A 19043-nucleotide genomic window follows, 5' to 3' on the forward strand; every position below is an offset into this window, starting at 1 on the left:
CTGCAAAAATAAGAATTAATTAGCATTAGAAGGGGTAATTTATTCCAAAATTTAAAACAGAGTGTCCAAAATTGTACTCACGAAACCATTTTTTGCCAGTTTCATTAGCTGGATTGTAGGTTTTAAAACCGAAATCAAATCGAATTACGAAGAAACTTAAATCATATCTTAATCCAAACCCTGAGCCTAATGCAAGATCTTTCAGACTTTTAAAACCATTAAAAACTGATTTTTCATCAGTCACATTATCGTATATATTCCAAATATTTCCAGCATCAGCAAATAATGCTCCTTTAAAATCGCCTAATATTTTAAATCTAAACTCACTGCTTAAAGCAATTTTCATGTTTGCTTCATTAAAGTCATTAGTGGCTCCACTTCTACCTGGACCCAAACTATAGGGTTGCCATGCTCTATTATCATTTGAACCTCCTGAGAAATAACTTCGTGAAAAAGGGACGTTATCTGAATTTCCAAATGGGATTGCTATACCAAAAAAGGTTCTGACTGCGAAGACTTTTTCTTTGCTCAGATCCCAATGTTTTATGTAGTCAAATTCTGTTTTTATATATTCTGAATATTCTAAATTGAAAAGTTCAAAATTATTATTTTCGTTTTTAGGTTGATTTGCTGCTTTTGAAATAAGTGATAAAAGAGAACCTGCTGATTCGATTTTTGTTTTGAAAAGATAGAAAGTATTGTCTTGTAAGTCTGTTTTAGTCGTTTTACTAAAGGTGAAGCTTGTTGCTAATATAAAATCATTTTCGGTTAGTCTCACTCTTCTTTCTTCAATGCTTTTTACCGATTTAAAGGCATCATCTGACGGTGTTAATACGGTACTCTCATTTAATACATTCTTTATAAATCCAGAAGTTCCCGATTCGATAATTAAATCGCCATTATCAACATAAGATGCTTCTGTATTATAAATTTTACCAATTTCATTTAATGCATTGTAGGAGGAACCATATACATTGAAATAGTTTTCTGGATTTAGATTTCGAACAAACTGTACATTAAATAGATCAAAACGGGCAGTGTTGTTTTTTTTAGGTGTCCAATTATAAGAAAATGAACCTGTGAAATTTTCTTTATCTAATCCAATATTTGTTTGTCTGGCAAATCCTACGGCCATAAGTGTTGAAGGAATCATGCTCTTTGGGATGATTTTTTCAGTAGAGAATGGCATGAAAATTCTTGGAAAATTTAATTTTAAATCTACTCCATATTCTGATACATTAAAGAGTTGATTGTTTGGGTTTGCAAGGTCTTTTGATGATCCTATATTTCCACGACCAGAAATTTCAAGAGTTTCGGCACCATTAAATACATTACGTATTGATAGTGAAGGGCTGAACGAGATACCTATATCTTGAATGTTGGAATGTGTTACATCCACTGATGCGCCAAAACTATATTTTTTTCGAGGAGTCAAATATATTTTAGCTATCAAGGAACTGTATGTTGTGTCTCTTTTATCTACTTCATATTGAATGCTAGGGTAATTGAAAATTTTAAGATTATTTAAATAACGTGTAGTTAAAACCGTTTTGTTGTCAGCAAAAAGAGATCCTTTTGTTATGAAAATTGCATCCGTAATTGCATGTGGTTTGTATCTTAGTTTTTTATGACTGTATAAATTGAAGTTTTTGTAAGTGGTGCTATCCGTGATTTTTTGATTATTATTGTTAGGTGCGTAATCAGTGTATATATTAACATCACTAATGGTATACATTTTAAAAGGCTCCGTTTTTGTTGAGTCGTTTTCTTGATAAGAATAGTTGTTAATAATTAAATTAACGTTAGCCTGGTTTACTTTTTTAATGGTATCTATATCAAAAGTCACATAGGTAGGTTGGAAATAATAAACCCCATTATTTCTAAAGTGTGTTGTAATACGATTTTTTTCATTTTCAAAATCGATTGTTTTATACTGTTTGCCTGATTTTATTATCGTGTTGGATTTAGCAGTTTCGTATAAAGAGTCTAGAGCGGGAGTAGATATAGATGTCTTTAAGGAATCTAATAAGTAGGGTGAGCCCGTAGTAATGTTGTATTCTATTTTTCCTCTTTTTGGCTTTATAGAGTCTAATTTGGATAATGCTTTTACATTAAAAAAACCATTGTTAAAATAATAATATTTTAAACGCAATACTGATTTATCAGTTTTAGATTGATCAATTATGACAGGCGGTTCACCTGTTTTTTTTAAAAAATCATGAATACCATGATACCAGAATGATTTACCAAGTCTGTCCACCTGTTTCGCGGATAGCCATTTAGATTTTCGTTCGTATTTTCCTGGGTTATTTGTAAATTTAGCTTGATATGTTGAATCAGGGTTTAAATTCGCTAAATTGTATAGATTCAATCGCAAACGAAATCCTAATAATGTACTGTTTGGTTTTTGATATAGTTGTGTAAATACATTTTCTTCCTTGATGGATTTCCCGTTTACTATGATTTGATTTTTAGTAAGGAGCTTTTTTCCATCAGGAACTCTTTTTTCAGCATTACAAGCGCATATAAATATTGCAATTAGAATAAATGCTGTTATTTTTGTAGAGATTTTTTTCAAGTGTTCTAAAATATTTAATTCAAAAGTACATATTTTTATGGTTAGTAAAAACCAAATAAAACTTATAACTAGTTTACAGCAAAAAAAGTATAGAATAGTAAATCAATTATTTTTTGCCGAAGGGGTAAAAGTGATTCAGGAATTGTTGCAATCTGATTTTGAACTAGACCATTTGTACACTACTCAAAATGATTTTGAGGATGTTTTGATAAACAAGAAAACGTTAATTCATGAAAATGATTTAAAAAAAATTAGTGCTTTATCAACAGCTAATAGCTGTTTGGCTGTTTTTAAAATGCCTGCAGAAAAAGATATTGTTGAATCAGGTTTGATTATAGCCTTGGATAGTATTCGGGATCCTGGAAACCTGGGAACCATTTTGAGATTGTGTGATTGGTTCGGAATTCATCAAATAGTGTGTTCAAAGGAAACGGTGGATATTTATAATCCCAAAGTAGTGCAAGCTACAATGGGGTCGATAACCAGAGTAAATGTAAGGTATATTGATTTAAATGACTTTCTCTCTCAGACAAAATTGCCTGTTTTTGGTACTTTTATGGATGGAGTTAATATTTATAAAGAATCCTTGCCTCAAGAAGGAATCATCGTAATGGGGAATGAAGCTAACGGTATCTCTGATGAACTTGAAGAAATAATCCAAAACAGACTCTCTATTCCTCGTTTTGGAGATCTTAGAAAAACGGAAAGTTTAAATGTTGCAACAGCGACTGCAATTATTTTAAGCGAATTTAGAAGATAATTAGTTTTTTTGGAATCACTTAATAGTATTTCAATTAATGAAAAGAAAAATTAATTAATACGGCTCTGCTTTTTATGGATTGAATATTTCCTGTCCAAGGACTGTTAGGATCATTATCGCGAATCAACTCGTCATTTATACCAAATGAACCTCGAATGGAAGGAGAGAATATGAAATATTCCGAAAATATATCAATACCAAATCCTATTTCGTAGCTCGTGGTCCAAGGTTTTACTCTAAATCTTTGTTCTTTATTATCGTCTATTGATTTCGAATTACTTGATAAATTCAAAGTGGAAGCTACTCCACCTACTAAATAGGGGCGCACATTTCCAGTTCTCAATGAAGAGAATTTTAATAATAGTGGGAAATGAATGTAAGTGCTGTTTACTTCTCTTAGTGCGTCTAGTTTTGTTGTGAAGCCAGGATAATATAAATCTCTCTTTGTGTAATATAATCCAGGTTCAAATCGTAAGTTTATATACTCCTGTAACTTTAGATCTCCTATTATCCCTACATTAAACCCTGTTGTTCTTTTTACAAGAATGTCAGGGCCTACGGTTTTATAGTCTATTTTGAAGTCAAATGAATTAAACCCTAAATAATATCCATAGTATACTCGTGCTTTTTGAAAATTCTCCAAATTTATTATTGGGTCTTTTCCAAACATGCTTTTTTTAAACTGAGAGTTGCCCTTAATAGATAAAGCAAGTAAAATTAAGAGAGCAATTTTTTTCATATAGATGCTAAATAACAATCAATATTATTTTTTAGAAGCGGAATAAATTGTAGCTACTCCAAAAGTTTGTGGCATAGCTACTACATCTATAAACCCAACTTTTCTTAAAATATTGTTCAAAGCCTCTCCATATGGAAATGCCGCTGCTGATTCAGATAAATAACCATAGGCAACATCATCTTTTGAAAATAACTTTCCAATAAGTGGTAGTATGTTTTTACTATAAAAATTGTAGCCTTGTTTGTAAGGAGTTTTATCTGGAACTGATGTTTCTAAAATAACAAAAACACCATTAGGTTTTAATACTCTTAGGATTTCAACAAGTCCTTTTTCAAGAGTTTCAAAATTTCTAACGCCAAAAGCGACTGTTATTGCATCAAAAAAGTTGTCGTCAAAGGGCATTTTTTCTGAATCTCCTAATACCATTTCAATTGTATTAGAAAGTTTTTTATCGGCTATTTTTTTTACGCCAACTTCTAGCATTCCAGCAGAAATATCTAGTCCTATTATTTTTGTTGCTTTTGTTTGAGCCATTAAAATAGCTAAGTCTCCTGTTCCTGTTGCAATGTCTAAAATTACATTTGGATTTGCCTTAGATACTATATCTAAAACTTTTTTACGCCATTTAACATCTATTCCAAAGGAAATAACACGATTCAAATTATCGTAATTACCAGAGATTGTATCAAACATTTTTGCAACTTGTTCTTTTTTGCCTAGAGAAGAGTCTTTATATGGAGTTATGTTTTTTGACATTTTTTATTTTTTTACAAATATAATACAATCTATTTTGAACTGTAATTGACTATTCTAAAATATATAAAAGTTTTAGGACAGTTTTTTGTTTCGTTTTGCCGCAATCATGAGAATCCATTATTAATAAAAAAAATGAAATATCACTAAAAGTGGGTATTGTGGCGTCCATTAATATTGCCGAATTTTACAAAATAAAAGTATGATATTATTCAATGATTAAAAGGGAATTAATGATCCAAATCAAGTGGTTACTTCTTGCGCTAGTAATTTCACTTGTTCTTGTGAGCTGTTTTGATGGTGCTGTTTTAAAAAACAGTAATGTATTTTTAGCGCAACATACGTTCTTAGGATTAAATTTGTTTTTGGAAATTTTAATTTTCTTTGTCTTTAGTACCTTCGTGGTATTTGGTATTAAAGGCTTTTTTGAGATGTATTCTCAGAAAACAGCAAATGTTATCACCTTCATTTCTGGAGTGTTGTTGACATTTGTGATTTTTTTATTATGTTATCAAATTATGTTTCAAGAGTAAATCATTTTTTCCCAATCATTGAGTTTAATAAAAACACCCCAGTAAAATGGGGTGTTTTTTTTTATTTTCTAATGTAAGTTTGATAAGTAAAATCAAAAAGATGCTTTTCGTCTTTTTGTTGAAACTCAGAATTTATTATCTGCCATTGTTCCTTGTTTATTATTGGGAAAAAGGCATCGGCTTCAAAAGTATGGTGAACCAATGTCAGTTCTATTTTATCTGAAAAGGGAATTCCTAAATCATATATTTCTCCTCCTCCAATTATATATGTGTTCTCCTCTTTTGGGCAAATTTCAATTGCTTTTTCCATGCTGTTAACTACAATACATCCCTCTGGGGCATAGTTTTCTTGACGGGTTATTACAACATGTGTTCTGTTAGGAAGTGGCTTTGGGAAGCTTTCAAATGTTTTTCTTCCCATAATGATATGATGTCCCGAAGTAAGGTTTTTAAATCTTTTGAAATCATTAGGTAAATGCCAAACTAATTCATTGTTTTTTCCAAGGGCATTATTTTCAGCGGCTGCCGCAATCATTATAATCATTTTCTATTGTGCTAGTTTAGAGGGTTCTTCGGTTATTTGTGATTGTAATTCTTCTATTTTTTTTTGCTGTAAAGCAACAAGACGATCTATTTGGTCTCGTTCCCAGTTCTTATTCATAAAGCGATCGGTAATGTATACTTTAATAAAGTGTAAAAGAAATAAGAAAAACCAAATCGTAATTATCCAGATATACCAGTTTGAATTAATTCCAAAATTTAAAATTTTAGTAGAAACGAATAGAAATAAACTAGCTAAAAACAAAACAACAAAATGAAAATACAGCCTTTTTTTTTGTTTTAATCTTTTCCTGGCATATTCATATAATTCATGTTGTTCCCTTTCCATAAGTTGAATTTTAGTTTATAAAGATAAAATTTTAAATTTAAAGTCACTATTCAGCTAAGGTAATATTTATTAAGAAAACGTTTTCTCTTTTTTTTTATGTAATTTAACATTTGAATGATTAGAAAATTGTTTATAATTTAACATTCTTTAGACTATACTCTTAAAAGTTCGTGCCGATTGTTAAAAGTTCAAATGAATTTGTTTTCTTTGTCGCATAATATTAAAAATGAAATAGTTATGTCTGTTAAGAAACAATTTATAAAAACGAAACCAGTTTGTAAAGTTACTTTTTCGGTAGAAGCAAAAGAGGCAAGTAATGCTTCAGTTGTTGGAGATTTTAACAATTGGTGTCCAGAAGAAGGTGCATTAAGTAAGTTGAAAAATGGTACTTTTAAAGGAGTCTTTAATGTGGATAAAGGCGCTTCTTATGAGTTTAAATATGTAATTGACGGTGTTTTCGTTAATGATGATGAAGCTGATTCTTTCAAATGGAATGAATTTGCTGGAGCTGAAAATAGTGTTTTAGAGGTGTAGGCTTCTAAAACATTTTTTTTATACGGCAACACTTCCTTTTATTAGAGCGTGTGGTTCGTAGCCTTCTAATGTAAAATCATCATAACCAAATTGGAAGATGTCTTTTATAGCAGGGTTTAAAATCATTTTTGGTAATTGTTTTGGTTCGCGAGACAATTGTAGTTCTAATTGTTCAAAATGATTGTTGTAAATGTGCGCGTCTCCAAAAGTATGGATAAATTCTCCAGCTTCTAAATCGCAAACTTGAGCAATCATCATGGTAAGCAATGCGTAGGAAGCTATGTTAAAAGGAACTCCTAGAAATATATCTGCACTTCTTTGATACAATTGGCAAGAAAGTTTGCCGTTTGATACATAAAATTGAAAAAATGCATGGCAGGGAGGAAGTGCGGCCTTATTGTTGGCTACATTTTCGTCAAATGTTTTTGATGTATCTGGTAGAACAGATGGATTCCATGCTGAAACGATCATTCTTCGGCTATTTGGATTGGTCTTTAGTTCAGTAATTAGATCTTTTATTTGATCTATTTCTTCACTATTCCAATTGCGCCATTGATGCCCATAAACAGGGCCTAAATCACCATTTTCATCAGCCCAAGCATCCCAAATTTTAACACCGTTTTCTTGTAAATATTTTATATTGGTATCCCCTTTTAAGAACCAAAGTAGTTCATAAATGATTGATTTTAAATGTAGCTTTTTTGTAGTAACCATTGGGAACCCTTCACTTAAATCAAAACGCATTTGGTGACCAAATACACTTTTTGTACCAGTTCCAGTTCGGTCTCCTTTTTGACAACCGTTTTCCATTACGTGTTGTACTAAATCTAAATATTGCTTCATTTTTTTATACTTTGTGCTGAAGTTTATTTGCTTTAAATATATAGCCTATTGCTTATCTTAATTACGATTCTCTTTTTGAAATTTCGTCTCTAATTTTTGCTGCTTTTTCATAATCTTCGTGAGCAACAGCTTGTTCTAGTAGTTCACTTAATTCTTGTAGACTGTGTTTAATATAGGCTCTGTTTGATTGACTGCTTTCTTCTTCTTGTCCAAAAGTTTCAGGATTTGAAAGAATGTCATCAATTTCTTGCGAATCTTTGTCAGCTTCTTGTGGGTTTGCTTTTAAGTATATACCCGCCTTGTCAAGAATATTTTTATAAGTATAAATGGGCGCATTAAAACGCAATGCTAGAGCAATAGCATCGGATGTTCTAGCATCAATTATTTCTTCTATTTTGTCTCTTTCGCAAATAATACTCGAATAAAAAACGCCGTCAACTAGTTTGTGTATGATAACTTGTTTCACCACGATATCAAATCTCTCAGCAAAATTTTTAAACAAATCGTGTGTTAATGGACGTGGTGGTTTGATTTCTTTTTCTAGTGCAATTGCTATTGATTGCGCTTCGAAAGCTCCTATTACGATAGGTAACTTTCTCTCACCATCAACTTCATTCAAAATTAAAGCATATGCTCCATTTTGTGTTTGGCTGTATGAAATTCCTTTGATGGATAATTTTACTAAGCTCATAATTGCTGAAATGAATAGTACAAAGTACTTATTTAGAGATTGGGAATTGTTGTTAAATTCAGTGCAATTTTAATAAAAAAAAAGGACACAAAAAAACTGCCTGTTTACAAAGATACAATTATCTTGTTTCAGGCAGCTTATTTATTTAACAATATAGTATTATTAAGAGTGTTGTAATTTGAATGCTTTTAGTTTTTCTATCAATCTGGGTACGATGTCAAATGCGTCTCCTACAACTCCATAATCAGCAACTTTAAAGAAAGGTGCATCTGGGTCGCTATTGATAACAACTTTTACTTTTGAAGAGCTAATTCCTGCAATATGCTGTATAGCTCCTGAAATTCCAATTGCTATATACAGGTTCGTTGCAACTGGTTTACCTGTTTGCCCTACGTGTTCACTGTGAGGTCTCCAACCTAAATCAGAAACTGGTTTTGAACATGCTGTAGCGGCTCCTAGAACTGATGCTAATTCTTCAATCATTCCCCAATTTTCAGGTCCTTTTAATCCGCGACCTGCAGATACTACAATGTCTGCATCTGCAATAGATACTTTTCCAGATACTTTTTCTACTGATTCTACTTTTACACCAAAATCATTTTCTCCAATTGTTGGGTTGAAATCTTCTTCAGTTAATGTGGAAGCATTTTCAAAAATCCCGTAGGAGTTTTTAGCAAGTCCTAATACTTTTACATCCGTTGTGATTTCTGTTGTGTTGAATGCTTTGTTTGAAAAAGCATTTCTTTTTACTTGAAATGGAGCAGTGCTTACTGGAAGTCCAACTACATTTGAAGCATAACCAGCTTCTAAAGCTACTGCTACAAGTGAAGATAAGTAAATGCTGTCAGTTGTTGAAGATAGTAGAACTACTTTAGCATTTTCTTTTTGTGCTGCTTGTTTAATAACATCAGCGTAAGCTTTGGCTGTAAAACCACTCAACTTATCATTGCTAACTTTTAATACTTTGTCCACTCCGTATTTTGCTAATTCTGAAACGTCTCCTGCGTTAACGGTTACAGCGGTTACAGTTGTTCCTAATGTTTCTGCTACTTTTTTTGCATAAGAAGCCAATTCAAAAGCTACTTTTTTGAATTTTCCTTCTGCTGATTCTGCATATATTAATATTGACATGATTTTTTATTTTAAATGTTGAATTATAAATTTTAAATGTATTTGAGAATGTTAATTCACAATTTAAAATTCATAATTTAAAATTATATTACTTTCGCTTCGTTGTGTAGTAAATCGATTAACTCATCTAAATTATCTGCAGAAACTAATTTTACTGCTGATTTAGCGGCTGGTTTTTCAAACTTTACTGCCTTTGTGTTTATTGGAGCATCAACAGGTTCTACAACTGCTAAAGCTTTTGATCTCGCGGTCATAATTCCTCTCATGTTTGGAATGCGTAAGTCTTTTTCTTCAACTAATCCTTTTTGACCACCAATAATTAATGGTAAACTAGTTGAGACAGTTTCTTTACCTCCATCAATTTCACGAACTGCTTTTACATTTGTACTATCAACTGTAATATCTGTACATGAATTAAGGAAGTTATAGCCTAAAATTCCTGCAATCATTCCAGGAACCATTCCTCCATTATAATCTAGTGATTCTTTTCCTGCTATAACTAAGTCATAACCTCCAGTTTTGATTACTTCGGCTAGTTGTTTAGCAACAAAAAAACCATCAGTTGGATTGGCGTTGATTCGAATTGCTTCGTTTGCACCAATAGCTAACGCTTTTCTTAACGTAGGCTCCGTCTCTGGACCTCCAACATTGACAACAGTTACTGTAGCTCCTTGTTTTTCTTGGAACCAAATAGCTCTAGTTAAACCAAATTCATCATTTGGATTGATTACATATTGTACGCCATTGGTGTCAAATTCTGAGTCGCCATTGACGAAATTAATTTTCGAAGTAGTATCAGGAACATGGCTGATGCAAACTAATATTTTCATGGTTGTATGTTTTATTTTCTTAATTTCTGTTACAAATTTAAAATAATAATTCGAATAATATACTATGCATGCATAATATTTTCAATTAACTATTACGATTTCGGAACTAGAAAATGAAATGAGTATATATTTGGGTTCTTTATTAATCAGGATGATATAACAAATTACTGAAAATAACATATCATTATTTTGTTGTAATTTTGCATTAAATGATTTTAAATATTTATTTTTGCTTTTCGAAAATTACACTGATACAATATCAAATATGAGAACGATACAATTTAGAGAGGCCATTTGCGAAGCAATGAGCGAAGAAATGCGTCATGATGAGTCTATTTACTTAATGGGTGAAGAAGTTGCTGAATATAATGGTGCTTACAAGGCATCTAAAGGAATGTTAGCCGAATTTGGAGAGAAAAGAGTTATTGATACTCCTATTGCAGAGCTTGGTTTTACAGGGATTGCAGTGGGTTCGGCAATGAATGGTTGTAGACCAATTGTAGAATATATGACTTTCAATTTTTGTTTAGTTGGTATAGATCAAATTATTAATAATGCTGCCAAAATGCGTCAAATGACAGGTGGACAATTCAATGTTCCTATCGTTTTTCGTGGTCCTACAGCTTCTGCTGGACAATTAGGAGCAACACACTCGCAAGCTTTAGAAAATTGGTTTGCTAATACTCCTGGTCTTAAAGTAGTAGTTCCATCTACTGTTTATGATGCAAAAGGATTATTAAAAGCGGCGATTCGTGATAATGACCCAGTTATTTTCATGGAGTCAGAGCAAATGTATGGTGACAAAGGCGAGGTTCCTGAAGGAGAGTATACGATTCCACTAGGAGTTGCCGATATTAAACGTGCAGGAACTGATGTAACTATCGTTTCTTTTGGTAAGATTATTAAAGAAGCACATATAGCTGCTGAAGAATTAGCTAAAGAAGGAATTTCTTGTGAAATCGTAGATTTAAGAACGGTTCGTCCGTTAGATTATGAAACGGTTTTAACTTCGGTACGAAAAACAAATAGATTAGTTGTACTTGAAGAAGCTTGGCCTTTTGCAAGTGTTGCTTCTGAGATTACTTATGTAGTTCAAGAACGTGCTTTTGATTTTCTTGATGCACCAATTCAAAGAATTACTACTGCAGATACACCAGCGCCATATTCTCCAGTTTTATTGAAAGAGTGGTTGCCAAATGCTGACGATGTAATTAAAGCAGTTAAAAAAGTAATGTATAAAAAATAATACATTTACAAATAATATAAAGGCTTCATCATGCGTTAGTGTGATGAAGTTTTTTTTTTAAAGTTGAATTATGAAGAAGAATATACTATTGTTTTTGTTGTTATTAACAAATGTCATAATAGGGCAAACTAAAGTTAGTGGGATTGTTGTTGATAAATCAAATCAACCAGTTCCTTTTGCAAATGTAATTTTTAAGGATTCTAATACTGGTGTTTTGTCAAATGAGGACGGGCGTTTCTATATCGAGTCTGCTCAAAACTATACGGCATTAATTGTTACTTCAGTAGGGTATTCGGATAAAGAAATTTCTTTGTCAAAATTAATTAACTATGATTTTAAAGTACAAATAAACGAAGCCGAAAGTTTAAAAGAGGTTGTTATTTTTACGGGAAAGACATCTAAAAAAAACAACCCCGCTCTTGATATTCTTCGAAAAATTTGGGAGAGAAAACGTAAAAATGGTCTTTCTCAATTTGATCAATATCAAATGGAGAAATATGAAAAAGTAGAATTTGACATGAACACAATTGATAGTGCGTTTATGAAGAATAAACTTTTCAAAGGAATGGAGTTTATTTTTAATCACATAGATACTTCAAACGTTACAGGGAAAACGTATCTGCCCATTTTTATAAATGAGTCCTTATATGATGTTTATGGAAATAATAAAATTAATAAGGTTAAAGAGAAAATAAAAGCAAATAAAAACTCTGGATTTAGTAACAACCAACAAATTTTATCATTTGTAAAAGATTTGTATTCTGATTATGATATTTACAATAATCACCTTACTTTTTTTGATAAGAGTTTTACAAGTCCATTATCTAAAACAGGAATAGATACCTATAATTATATCCTAAGAGATAGCGCGTATATTGATAAAAAATGGTGCTATAATATTTTATTTTATCCGAGACGGAAAAACGAATTGACTTTCAAGGGGGACTTTTGGGTTAGTGATACCACATTTGCAATTAAAAAAATTAATATGGCAGTGACAAAAAGTGCCAATATTAACTGGGTGAAAGATATTTATATCGAACAAGAATTTGAAGTGCAAAACGACTCTATTTTTCTCTTAACTCGAGATTATATGATGTCGGATTTTGCCTTGAATAAAAAAGACGAATCAAAGGGGGTCTATGGTAAGCGAACTACATTGTATCAAAATCATAAATTTAATATAGAAAAACCTACTACTTTTTATAAAGATGAGGTAAATTATATTGATAATGAAGTTTACAATAAATCAGATGAATTCTGGGAAGAAAACAGGTTTGAAAATCTGAATAAAGATGAAAAAGGGGTTTATAAAATGCTGGATACCTTGCAAACCGTCAAGAAGTTTAAGCAAATTTATAGTTTAGTTCAGGTACTTGGGAGCGGTTATATACCCATAGGTCATTTTGATTATGGTCCAATTTTTTCTTCTTTTGGTTACAATGAAGTAGAAGGAGTGCGTTTGAGAGCAGGAGGAAGGACTTATTTTGGACCTAATGATGCTTGGAGATTACAAGGGTATACTGCTTATGGTTTTGATGACAATAAATTCAAGTATGGCCTGTCTGGGAAATGGATGGTGGATAAGAAAAAGAGAATCATAATTTCTGGGGGTAATAGAAGGGATATTGAACAAATTGGAGCAAGTTTAACCACAACAAATGATGTTTTGGGTAGAAGTTTTGCTTCGTCATCTGTTTTTTCATCAGGAAGTAATGGTAAATTGACTAATATAAACCTGACAAATGTGGGTGTCGAAATGGAACCCATTAAAAATCTTACGTTCCAAGCTGGTTTTTCATATAGAACATTAGAGTCTGCATCTCCTACTTTTAGTTTGGATTATTTTACAGATGCAACAAATACATCCATTAAAAGTGATGTAAAACAATCCGAAGTTAATTTTCAGGTTGAATATACACCTAATAGGAAAACAATTGGTTATGGAGTAGAACGTTCTAATGTTGATAGTCCATTTAGTCGTTTTTATGTCAATTACAGTCATGGTTTTAAAGGTTTGTTGAATAGTGATTTTAAGTACGAAAAAATTCAATTGTATTATAAGCAACCTATAATTATAGGACCACTAGGTCGTTCAAATGTGATTATGGAAGTGGGTAAAACTTTTGGTACTATTCCACTTGGTTTGATGAGTGTGATTCCAGGAAATCAAACTTATTTTACAATTGAAAATACGTTTAGCAATCTTAATTTTTATGAGTTTGTAACAGATCAATATGCTACATTACAATGGGAACATAACTTTGGAGGACGAATTTTCTCTAGAATTCCATTTATGAGAAAACTCAACTGGAGAGAAATAATAGGGGCAAAAGGTGTTTATGGAACCATTTCAGATGCCAATAGAGCCATTAACGCTTCGGGTTTAAATTATGTAGCTCCAGAAAATGTGTATTGGGAATATAGTGCTGGAATCGGTAATATCTTCAAAGTATTTAGAATCGATTTTGCTTGGAGAGGAAGTTATTTAAATACACCAGATACACAGCGTTTTTCAGTGAAAGGATCTTTTGGTTTCTATTTTTAATTTATGCTGAACTTGTTTCAGTATCTGGAGCTATATCCAGCTATTCGTTTCAATCTTTTCTTTTTTAAAGAAAAAAAGAAAAGGATTTTCACTGCTATCTGGGCTAAAAAAAAAGAGTTCAAAGGCGATGGTAATATTTTTTTTAATTGTAACATTATTATTTAAAGAAAACACTTTTGTCCTTTCTCGTTGATAAATTGTAAAGCTTTTGTCTCATTGTGTTTTAAGATAAATAATTCTTGTAATAAATGTGTTTTTACCTTACTTTTGCTCACGCATAGATATAGAATTTAAGACAATATAATAAAATGACTGCAGATAAAATAACAACTTTCGATGTGTTAATCGAAATTCCAAGAGGAAGTAGAAATAAATACGAGTATGATTTCGAAATAAAAAGAATGCGTTTTGATAGAATGTTATTCTCTTCAATGATGTATCCAGCTGATTATGGTTTCATTCCTGAAACTTTAGCTTTAGATGGAGATCCACTTGATGTATTGGTTTTAGTAAATGAACCCACTTTTCCAGGATGTGTAATGGAAGTAAAGCCAATTGGTGTTTTCCACATGGCAGATGATAAAGGACCAGATGAAAAAGTAATTTGCGTACCAGTTTCAGATCCAATTTGGAATTCATTAAATGACTTGTCTGATATGAATCCACACTTACTAAAAGAAATTGAACATTTCTTTCAAGTATACAAAGATCTTGAAAACAAAACAGTTGATGTTGGTGGCTGGGGAGATGTAGGTGAAGCGTATGACATCATAAAAAAATGTACAGATCGTTTTAATCAAATCGAAAACAAACCAGAGGGATTATTTAGTATTAAATAATTTTATCCTATAAATTTTACAAAAAAAGCAATATTCTATAAAGAGTATTGCTTTTTTTATTTAAATTCGTTTCCTATACTATTGATTATTAACCAAAAACCAAAACGAATTTATGAATACAATTATGATTTACTTGCCAATAGTAATGGCATTTGTTGGACTTCTGTTTATGTGGGTTAAAAGAGCTTGGGTGTTAAAACAAGATCCTGGAGATGGAAAAATGAAAGAGATTTCAGATCACATCTACGAAGGAGCATTAGCATTTCTTAAAGCAGAATATAGGTTATTAACATTTTTCGTAATAGGAGCAAGTATTGCATTGGCAGGGGTTTCTTATTTCGTGCCGACTACAAATATATTAATCGTAGTAGCTTTTGTTTTTGGAGCGTTTTTTTCTGCCCTCGCGGGGAATATGGGAATGAAAATAGCAACTAAAACAAATGTAAGAACAACACAAGCTGCTCGTACCAGTTTGCCACAAGCTTTAAAAGTTTCTTTTGGTGGTGGGACTGTAATGGGATTAGGTGTAGCGGGGTTGGCCGTTTTAGGGTTAACTTCTTTCTTTATTTTCTTTTTTCATTACTTCATGAATGGGGTTTGGACTTCTAATGAAGACATGACAATTGTTCTAGAGACATTGGCAGGGTTCTCACTTGGTGCTGAATCTATCGCTTTGTTTGCTCGTGTAGGAGGTGGTATTTATACTAAAGCAGCCGATGTTGGCGCTGATTTAGTAGGTAAAGTAGAAGCAGGTATTCCTGAAGATGATCCTCGTAATCCAGCAACTATTGCTGATAATGTGGGCGATAATGTGGGTGATGTAGCAGGTATGGGGGCCGATTTATTTGGTTCTTACGTAGCTACCGTTTTAGCGGCTATGGTACTAGGTAATTATGTTATCAAAGATATGGGTGGGAAGATCGAGGATGTCTTTGGAGGAATCGGTCCTATATTATTACCGATGGCTATTGCTGGTTTCGGAATATTGTTTTCCATCATCGGAACGATGCTGGTAAAAATTACTGATGTGAATGCTAAAGAAGCTCAAGTTCAAAAAGCGTTAAACATCGGGAACTGGGTTTCTATTGGTCTTACTACCATTGCTTGTTATTTTTTAGTGCAATATATGTTACCTACAACAATGAAAATGGAATTTTTTGGTGAAGGAATACAGGATATCTCTTCAATGCGCGTATTCTACGCTACTATCGTAGGTTTAGTAGTTGGGGCAACAATTTCATCAGTAACGGAGTATTATACAGGATTGGGGACAAAACCAGTAATGGCAATTGTACAAAAATCAAGTACTGGAGCTGGAACTAATGTTATTGCAGGATTAGCAACAGGAATGATTTCTACTTTTCCAACAGTTTTATTATTCGCAGCCGCCATTTGGACTTCATATGCTTTTGCAGGATTTTACGGTGTGGCTCTAGCAGCTTCGGCAATGATGGCCACTACAGCGATGCAATTAGCAATTGATGCTTTTGGACCAATATCTGATAATGCTGGTGGAATTGCTGAAATGAGCGAATTGCCAAAAGAAGTACGTACTAGAACAGATATTTTAGACTCTGTAGGGAATACTACAGCGGCAACTGGTAAAGGTTTTGCTATAGCTTCTGCAGCATTGACTTCATTGGCTTTATTTGCAGCATATGTAACATTTACGGGGATTGATGGGATTAATATTTTTAAAGCACCTGTTTTGGCCATGTTATTTGTAGGAGGAATGATACCAGTAGTTTTCTCCGCATTAGCGATGAACTCAGTGGGAAAAGCTGCTATGGATATGGTGTATGAAGTGCGTCGTCAGTTTAAAGAAATTCCTGGAATTATGGAAGGAACTGGCAAACCTGAATATGCAAAATGTGTTGATATTTCTACAAAAGCCGCATTACGTGAAATGATGTTGCCGGGAATCTTGACCATTGGTTTTCCGATTGCAATTGTAATACTTGGTAAGTTAGTTTATGGCGATAATAACCAATTGATTGCGGAAATGCTTGGAGGTTATATGGCTGGAGTTACCGTTTCTGGTGTGCTTTGGGCTGTTTTTCAAAATAATGCAGGTGGCGCTTGGGATAACGCTAAGAAGTCTTTTGAGGCAGGTGTTATGATTAATGGAGAAATGACGTATAAAGGATCTGAAGCGCATAAAGCTGCAGTCACTGGAGATACTGTTGGAGATCCATTTAAAGATACATCAGGACCATCTATGAATATTTTAATTAAACTTACTTGTTTGATAGGATTAGTTATGGCACCAATTTTAGGTAATGGTAGTCATACTATTTCTGATTCTAAGGCTAGTTGTTGTATGACAACTGGGTCATGTACTTCGATGTCTAAAGAAGAGTGTATTGCAAAAGGATGTACAAATCCATCTTGTGAACACATGATGTCAGGGAATAAAATGATGCATGAAGAAGTCTCTAAACAAATAATGATTGAAAAAACAAGTGTAAACGGAACTGTTGTAGGAACAGTAACTACAACTGTTAATGGGAAAGTAGATACCCAAGTTTTTGAAGGTACGGATGCTGAGGTTCAGGCAAAAATTGATGCTTTGAAGTAATGCTTTTTACTTATAACGAAAAATGCCTCATGAAAGTGAGGCATTTTTCGTTTTATATTTTAATTGAGTTATGGTTTCTTTTTCCTAGCAATAGAGTCGGGGAAAGAACTAAAACAATCCGTTTATTTCAGTATCTATGCGGTGTATGATGCCTCCTAAATCTTCTGGATTGTCGACAAAATTAATATTATCAACGTCTATAATAAGTAACTTCCCTCTATCATAAGTATGAATCCATGCTTCATAGCGTTCGTTCAAACGGCTTAAATAATCAATAGAAATTGTGGATTCGTATTCGCGGCCACGTTTGTGAATTTGACCAACTAAGTTAGGAATGGAACTTCTTAAATAAATCAATAAATCGGGTGCTTTAACTGTTGATTCCATTAGTTCAAAGAGAGAACTGTAATTCTGGAAATCACGATTTGTCATTAATCCCATCGAATAAAGATTGGGAGCAAAGATATGTGCGTCCTCATAAATGGTTCTGTCCTGAATAATTTTTTTACCACTTTCACGAATTTGCATTACTTGACGGAAACGACTATTCAAGAAATAAATTTGTAAATTAAAGGACCAACGTTCCATTTGATGATAGAAGTCATCCAAATATGGATTGTCAACAACATCTTCAAAATGGGGTTCCCATTTAAAGTGTTTCGCTAATAAACGTGTTAAAGTTGTTTTTCCAGATCCAATGTTTCCTGCTACTGCTATGTGCATTATGGTATTGTGATTTTATAATTTGTAATTCCCTCTGATGTAAAAATAGATAAAATTTGGTCTTTGTAGCTGAAATTTTTAAAGGTTTTTTCTAAAATTTCAATTTCATATTTTTCATTTTTGTCAATATCTTCAATACTAAGGATTGAATTCTTAGAAATGAGGTATTGATTTTCGGTGATGATTTTTATTTGATCAAAATCAATGGTTTTTATCTTTGTAGTTATTTTGCCAAAACGGTCACATGAATACCAATTGTGTTTTTTATCGACCCAATAAAATGTTGTAAGATTGGATTGGTAGTATTTTATACTTTCAGGAAACGAAGTTGAGATAGATTTATATTCGTTTTTTAAATAATCATATAAACCTATTTGCTGATTCAAACTATTGTACACCCACAATTGGTTTTGGGAAGCTATTCCTACTGCATTTGCAACTATTGGAGTTGGGTTTTCTGAAAAGTTTATTTTTTGAATTTCATTCAATTGATTGTCTAAAATGATAACTGAATTGAAGTTTTCGTAGAATAAAATAATTTTCAAAGGATTTTGAATGTCCACTTTTGTGATTTTGCCTAAAGCAATATTTTTATAGTCTAACGATTCACCGTCTTTAGTTTTGGTGAACACATTATTTTTAATGGTGTAATGAAAACCAAATTGGTCATAACCTATAAATTCATCAGCATCGATTGCAATGTAATTTAACTTTGAAGCAAATAGCATTTTGTTCTGTCCAAAAACAGTAGCGATCGAGCTAAAAAAAAATAATACAATCAAGTTTTTCATAATGCAGGCAAATTACAAAAAAAGCATTATACTATTT

Annotated in this window: 18 protein-coding genes; 7 read left to right on the plus strand and 11 right to left on the minus strand. The window is 32.4% G+C overall.

Annotation, left to right across the window (positions count from 1 at the left end):
* Positions 1-25 precede the first annotated feature (25 nt).
* Complete coding sequence (locus tag AB3G33_RS05750) at positions 26-2578, minus strand: BamA/TamA family outer membrane protein (RefSeq protein ID WP_367773299.1); 2553 nt, start codon at positions 2576-2578, stop codon at positions 26-28.
* A 37-nt stretch (positions 2579-2615) separates the two neighbouring features.
* On the opposite strand from AB3G33_RS05750, the gene AB3G33_RS05755 reads away from it, so the two are divergent.
* The gene (locus AB3G33_RS05755) at positions 2616-3338 is read left to right on the plus strand and encodes a TrmH family RNA methyltransferase (protein ID WP_367773301.1); all 723 of its coding nucleotides are present in this window, start codon (positions 2616-2618) and stop codon (positions 3336-3338) included.
* 34 nt (positions 3339-3372) lie between these two features.
* Here AB3G33_RS05755 and AB3G33_RS05760 read toward each other — a convergent pair whose 3' ends face one another.
* A complete protein-coding gene (locus AB3G33_RS05760) occupies positions 3373-4077 on the minus strand; it encodes a porin family protein (RefSeq protein WP_367756884.1) in 705 nt (234 codons plus the stop codon).
* A gap of 24 nt (positions 4078-4101) precedes the next feature.
* Entirely contained in the window at positions 4102-4833 is a 732-nt protein-coding gene (ubiE, locus tag AB3G33_RS05765; RefSeq protein WP_367756886.1) for a bifunctional demethylmenaquinone methyltransferase/2-methoxy-6-polyprenyl-1,4-benzoquinol methylase UbiE, read from the minus strand.
* A gap of 230 nt (positions 4834-5063) precedes the next feature.
* Between ubiE and AB3G33_RS05770 the strand changes: the two genes are divergently transcribed.
* Positions 5064-5363, plus strand: a complete 300-nt coding sequence (locus AB3G33_RS05770; RefSeq protein WP_367756888.1) for a hypothetical protein — start codon at positions 5064-5066, stop codon at positions 5361-5363.
* Between the two features lie 61 nt (positions 5364-5424).
* Here AB3G33_RS05770 and AB3G33_RS05775 read toward each other — a convergent pair whose 3' ends face one another.
* Positions 5425-5907: a dihydrofolate reductase gene (locus AB3G33_RS05775; protein ID WP_367773302.1), complete on the minus strand. Its 483-nt coding sequence runs from the start codon at positions 5905-5907 to the stop codon at positions 5425-5427.
* 3 nt (positions 5908-5910) lie between these two features.
* The gene (locus tag AB3G33_RS05780; protein ID WP_367773304.1) at positions 5911-6252 is read right to left on the minus strand and encodes a 2TM domain-containing protein; all 342 of its coding nucleotides are present in this window, start codon (positions 6250-6252) and stop codon (positions 5911-5913) included.
* 237 nt (positions 6253-6489) lie between these two features.
* On the opposite strand from AB3G33_RS05780, the gene AB3G33_RS05785 reads away from it, so the two are divergent.
* On the plus strand, positions 6490-6786 hold the full coding sequence (locus AB3G33_RS05785; protein ID WP_367756892.1) for an isoamylase early set domain-containing protein: 297 nt from the start codon (positions 6490-6492) through the stop codon (positions 6784-6786).
* Positions 6787-6804: 18 nt separating this feature from the next.
* On the opposite strand, the gene AB3G33_RS05790 is transcribed toward AB3G33_RS05785, so the two are convergent.
* The 4 genes from AB3G33_RS05790 to AB3G33_RS05805 all read right to left on the minus strand — a co-directional run bounded on the left by AB3G33_RS05790 (position 6805) and on the right by AB3G33_RS05805 (position 10281).
* Entirely contained in the window at positions 6805-7629 is an 825-nt protein-coding gene (locus AB3G33_RS05790; protein ID WP_367773305.1) for a thymidylate synthase, read from the minus strand.
* A gap of 61 nt (positions 7630-7690) precedes the next feature.
* Entirely contained in the window at positions 7691-8320 is a 630-nt protein-coding gene (locus AB3G33_RS05795; protein ID WP_367756896.1) for a bifunctional nuclease domain-containing protein, read from the minus strand.
* Between the two features lie 162 nt (positions 8321-8482).
* A complete protein-coding gene (locus AB3G33_RS05800) occupies positions 8483-9451 on the minus strand; it encodes an electron transfer flavoprotein subunit alpha/FixB family protein (RefSeq protein ID WP_367773308.1) in 969 nt (322 codons plus the stop codon).
* 83 nt (positions 9452-9534) lie between these two features.
* Positions 9535-10281: an electron transfer flavoprotein beta subunit/FixA family protein gene (locus tag AB3G33_RS05805; protein WP_367773310.1), complete on the minus strand. Its 747-nt coding sequence runs from the start codon at positions 10279-10281 to the stop codon at positions 9535-9537.
* Between the two features lie 265 nt (positions 10282-10546).
* On the opposite strand from AB3G33_RS05805, the gene AB3G33_RS05810 reads away from it, so the two are divergent.
* The 4 genes from AB3G33_RS05810 to AB3G33_RS05825 all read left to right on the plus strand — a co-directional run bounded on the left by AB3G33_RS05810 (position 10547) and on the right by AB3G33_RS05825 (position 17492).
* Positions 10547-11527 carry a pyruvate dehydrogenase complex E1 component subunit beta gene (locus tag AB3G33_RS05810; protein WP_367756902.1) on the plus strand — a complete coding sequence of 327 codons (981 nt, stop codon included), beginning with the start codon at positions 10547-10549 and terminating at the stop codon, positions 11525-11527.
* A 70-nt stretch (positions 11528-11597) separates the two neighbouring features.
* Complete coding sequence (locus AB3G33_RS05815; RefSeq protein ID WP_367773312.1) at positions 11598-14075, plus strand: DUF5686 family protein; 2478 nt, start codon at positions 11598-11600, stop codon at positions 14073-14075.
* Positions 14076-14383: 308 nt separating this feature from the next.
* Entirely contained in the window at positions 14384-14914 is a 531-nt protein-coding gene (locus tag AB3G33_RS05820; protein WP_367756906.1) for an inorganic diphosphatase, read from the plus strand.
* Positions 14915-15026: 112 nt separating this feature from the next.
* Complete coding sequence (locus tag AB3G33_RS05825; RefSeq protein WP_367773314.1) at positions 15027-17492, plus strand: sodium-translocating pyrophosphatase; 2466 nt, start codon at positions 15027-15029, stop codon at positions 17490-17492.
* Positions 17493-17600: 108 nt separating this feature from the next.
* Here the strand turns inward: AB3G33_RS05825 and AB3G33_RS05830 are convergent, their stop codons facing one another.
* A complete protein-coding gene (locus tag AB3G33_RS05830; RefSeq protein WP_367756910.1) occupies positions 17601-18215 on the minus strand; it encodes a deoxynucleoside kinase in 615 nt (204 codons plus the stop codon).
* Positions 18215-19006: a hypothetical protein gene (locus tag AB3G33_RS05835; protein WP_367773316.1), complete on the minus strand. Its 792-nt coding sequence runs from the start codon at positions 19004-19006 to the stop codon at positions 18215-18217. The genes AB3G33_RS05830 and AB3G33_RS05835 overlap by 1 nt, the downstream gene beginning before the upstream one ends.
* Between the last annotated feature and the right edge of the window lie 37 nt (positions 19007-19043).

Source organism: Flavobacterium sp. WC2421, assembly GCF_040822115.1.
Lineage (GTDB): Bacteria > Bacteroidota > Bacteroidia > Flavobacteriales > Flavobacteriaceae > Flavobacterium.

What these genes read in the sequence shown, in the direction of transcription:
- AB3G33_RS05785 (WP_367756892.1), top strand. Translation starts at nt 6,490, where the DNA reads ATGTCTGTTAAGAAACAATTTATAAAAACGAAACCAGTTTGTAAAGTT.
- AB3G33_RS05830 (WP_367756910.1), bottom strand. Translation starts at nt 18,215, where the DNA reads ATGCACATAGCAGTAGCAGGAAACATTGGATCTGGAAAAACAACTTTA.
- AB3G33_RS05775 (WP_367773302.1), bottom strand. Translation starts at nt 5,907, where the DNA reads ATGATTATAATGATTGCGGCAGCCGCTGAAAATAATGCCCTTGGAAAA.
- AB3G33_RS05820 (WP_367756906.1), top strand. Translation starts at nt 14,384, where the DNA reads ATGACTGCAGATAAAATAACAACTTTCGATGTGTTAATCGAAATTCCA.
- AB3G33_RS05760 (WP_367756884.1), bottom strand. Translation starts at nt 4,077, where the DNA reads ATGAAAAAAATTGCTCTCTTAATTTTACTTGCTTTATCTATTAAGGGC.
- AB3G33_RS05825 (WP_367773314.1), top strand. Translation starts at nt 15,027, where the DNA reads ATGAATACAATTATGATTTACTTGCCAATAGTAATGGCATTTGTTGGA.
- AB3G33_RS05800 (WP_367773308.1), bottom strand. Translation starts at nt 9,451, where the DNA reads ATGTCAATATTAATATATGCAGAATCAGCAGAAGGAAAATTCAAAAAA.
- AB3G33_RS05805 (WP_367773310.1), bottom strand. Translation starts at nt 10,281, where the DNA reads ATGAAAATATTAGTTTGCATCAGCCATGTTCCTGATACTACTTCGAAA.
- AB3G33_RS05755 (WP_367773301.1), top strand. Translation starts at nt 2,616, where the DNA reads ATGGTTAGTAAAAACCAAATAAAACTTATAACTAGTTTACAGCAAAAA.
- AB3G33_RS05790 (WP_367773305.1), bottom strand. Translation starts at nt 7,629, where the DNA reads ATGAAGCAATATTTAGATTTAGTACAACACGTAATGGAAAACGGTTGT.
- AB3G33_RS05770 (WP_367756888.1), top strand. Translation starts at nt 5,064, where the DNA reads ATGATCCAAATCAAGTGGTTACTTCTTGCGCTAGTAATTTCACTTGTT.
- AB3G33_RS05780 (WP_367773304.1), bottom strand. Translation starts at nt 6,252, where the DNA reads ATGGAAAGGGAACAACATGAATTATATGAATATGCCAGGAAAAGATTA.
- AB3G33_RS05795 (WP_367756896.1), bottom strand. Translation starts at nt 8,320, where the DNA reads ATGAGCTTAGTAAAATTATCCATCAAAGGAATTTCATACAGCCAAACA.
- ubiE (WP_367756886.1), bottom strand. Translation starts at nt 4,833, where the DNA reads ATGTCAAAAAACATAACTCCATATAAAGACTCTTCTCTAGGCAAAAAA.
- AB3G33_RS05815 (WP_367773312.1), top strand. Translation starts at nt 11,598, where the DNA reads ATGAAGAAGAATATACTATTGTTTTTGTTGTTATTAACAAATGTCATA.
- AB3G33_RS05810 (WP_367756902.1), top strand. Translation starts at nt 10,547, where the DNA reads ATGAGAACGATACAATTTAGAGAGGCCATTTGCGAAGCAATGAGCGAA.
- AB3G33_RS05835 (WP_367773316.1), bottom strand. Translation starts at nt 19,006, where the DNA reads ATGAAAAACTTGATTGTATTATTTTTTTTTAGCTCGATCGCTACTGTT.